Origin of the sequence: Frankia sp. AiPs1, assembly GCF_023716945.1 — a bacterium.
Taxonomy (GTDB): Bacteria; Actinomycetota; Actinomycetes; order Frankiales; family Frankiaceae; genus Frankia.
The window spans coordinates 1-2,352 of sequence record NZ_JAMQQF010000743.1; the positions used below are offsets into that span (position 1 = coordinate 1).

Here is a 2,352-nt window from a genome sequence, read left to right on the forward strand (position 1 = left end):
GCGGTGTCCGGCGCGCTGAGCCCGCCGGTCGAGGCGGTCGAGGACGAGACCGTGGTCGTGCAGCCGGCCACCCCGACGGCGTCGGCGAGGACGAGCCCGCCGAGTCCCAGCAGGATCCGCCGCCGCGAGACGGGAGTGCGGGGCGCCGGGTCCACGGTTGCGAGCTTCGCACATCCCGCCGGCCGGGCTGAGCGCCGTCCGACCTGCCCGGGTGATCCGTCCGCCCGCCGGCGGTACCTCGGCGCCCGGGCCGTGGCCGGCCGGCCCGGCGGCGGACGTAGGCTATGGATCTCATCCTGTTCGCCGCTGCCGTGGCCCGGTGGGCTCGTGGGCGGTGGTCCGCCGGCGGGAAGACCGCCGCGCGTCGTCGCCGGCCAACCCGGCGGTGCATCCGTGGTGCCCGGCTGAACCTGGGTATCGACCCTGGTGGCCGGTCGCGGGTGGCCGGTCGCCTTTGGGCGGCGGGTGGCTGCCCGGGGCCCGGGCAGCCGGGCGGGATGGCCGGCGCCGGCAGGGCGCGGCGGGACGATCAGGGTAGGCGTGGCACGAGAAGGGACGGACCAGGTGTCAGGGGCGGGGGAGTCCGGTCACGGACAGGGCCGAGGCTCATCCGGAGCGGCTCGGCGGCCGGGAACAGTCCGGCCGGCGTTGCGTGACCGGTTGACGTCCGGCCTGGCCGGGGCGGGTTTCGATCTTGAGGATTTGACGGTGAGCCGGGCCGGTTCGCGCAGCCTGGTCAGGGTGGCGGTGGACCGCGAGGGCGGCATCGACCTGGACGCGGTGGCCGAGGCGAGCAGGATGGTCTCGGACCTGCTCGACGCGGCGGAGGCGGCGGGCGAGGGCCTCAGCGCCGGGCCCTACGTTTTGGAGGTCACCTCTCCGGGGGTCGACCGGCCGCTGACCGCCCCCCGGCACTGGCGCCGCGCCGTGGGGCGGCTTGTGACCGTGCGCGACAGCGCCGGGGAGGTGCTGTCCGGCCGGGTGCTGTCCGCCGACGAGGCCGGCGCGGATCTGGCCGTGGCCACCGGCCCGGCCCGGCGCGGGCGACCGCAGCGGCGTCGCGTCGCGCGGGTGACCTATGCGCAGGTCGAGCGGGCGACCGTGGAGGTCGACTTCGCAGCCGAGGGGTATGATGATCTTTCCGGCGAATCGTCGGCGCAACCGTCGGCACAGGCGCCGGACTCCCCGGACTCCCCGGACGCCGACGTGAGCGCCGGTGCGCCGCAGGCGCACGACGCCCGTGATGGTGTGACGCAGGACGATCACCCGGCGTCGCCGGGGCCGGTATCCAACGACGAGGGCCGCCAGGCCGACGCCCAGGGCGCGGCCGGTGAGGAGATGACCCGGTGAAGCTCGACGTGGCCGCGCTGCGCGGTATCGAGCGGGAGAAGGACATCGCCTTCGACACCTTGGTGCAGGCGATGGAGACGGCCCTGCTGACGGCGTATCACCACACGGCCGGGTCGGCTCCCGACGCCCGGGTGGTCATCGACCGGACGACGGGGGAGGTGTCCGTCCTCGCCCGCGAGCAGGGTCCCGACGGGACCAGTCGCGAGTACGACGACACGCCCGCCGACTTCGGCCGGATCGCGACGATGACGGCAAAGCAGGTGATCATGCAGCGCCTGCGAGAGGCGCAGCAGGAGGTCACCTACGGGCAGTACGCCGACCGTGAGCACGAGGTCGTCTCGGGCGTGGTGCAGCATCACGAGCAGCGGGCCGGCTCGAAGGTGGTGCTTGTCGACCTCGGCACGATCGAGGGCGTCCTGCCGCCGGCCGAGCAGGTTCCCGGTGAACGGCTCGAGCACGGCGACCGGATCAAGTGCTACGTGGTGCACGTCGCCCGTGGGGCGCACGGTCCCACCGTGACCCTCTCGCGAACCCATCCCGAGCTGGTCAAGGGCCTGTTCCGGCTGGAGGTCCCCGAGGTCGCCGACGGCACGGTCGAGCTCGCTGCGATCGCGCGTGAGGCCGGCCACCGTAGCAAGATCGCCGTCCGCTCCAAGGTGGCCGGGGTCAATCCCAAGGGTGCCTGCATCGGGCCGATGGGTAGCCGGGTGCGAGCCGTCATGGCCGAGCTGCACGGCGAGAAGATCGACATCGTCGACTGGTCCGCCGACCCGGCGAGCTTCGTCGGCAGCGCCCTGTCGCCGGCCCGAGTGGCCCGGGTCGAGGTGACGGATCTGGCGAGTCGGTCGGCGCGGGTCGTCGTCCCCGACTACCAGCTGTCGCTGGCGATCGGTCGGGAGGGGCAGAACGCGCGGCTGGCGGCGCGGCTGACCGGCTGGCGCATCGACATCCACTCCGACACCTAGGACGGGGCGGGGGGGCCGCCGGCCGCCGCCGGGCTGG

General features: G+C 74.4%; 1 protein-coding gene and 1 pseudogene. Both read left to right on the forward strand.

All coding sequences use genetic code 11. The annotated features are described in order from the left end of the window. The first annotated feature begins 708 nt into the window (after window positions 1-708). The gene (gene rimP, locus ND748_RS30165; RefSeq protein WP_374216075.1) at window positions 709-1,350 is read left to right on the forward strand and encodes a ribosome maturation factor RimP; all 642 of its coding nucleotides are present in this window, start codon (window positions 709-711) and stop codon (window positions 1,348-1,350) included. Then, a pseudogene (gene nusA / locus ND748_RS30170) lies at window positions 1,347-2,352 on the forward strand (transcription termination factor NusA); the annotation flags it as partial. The gene rimP and the pseudogene nusA, both read left to right, overlap by 4 nt.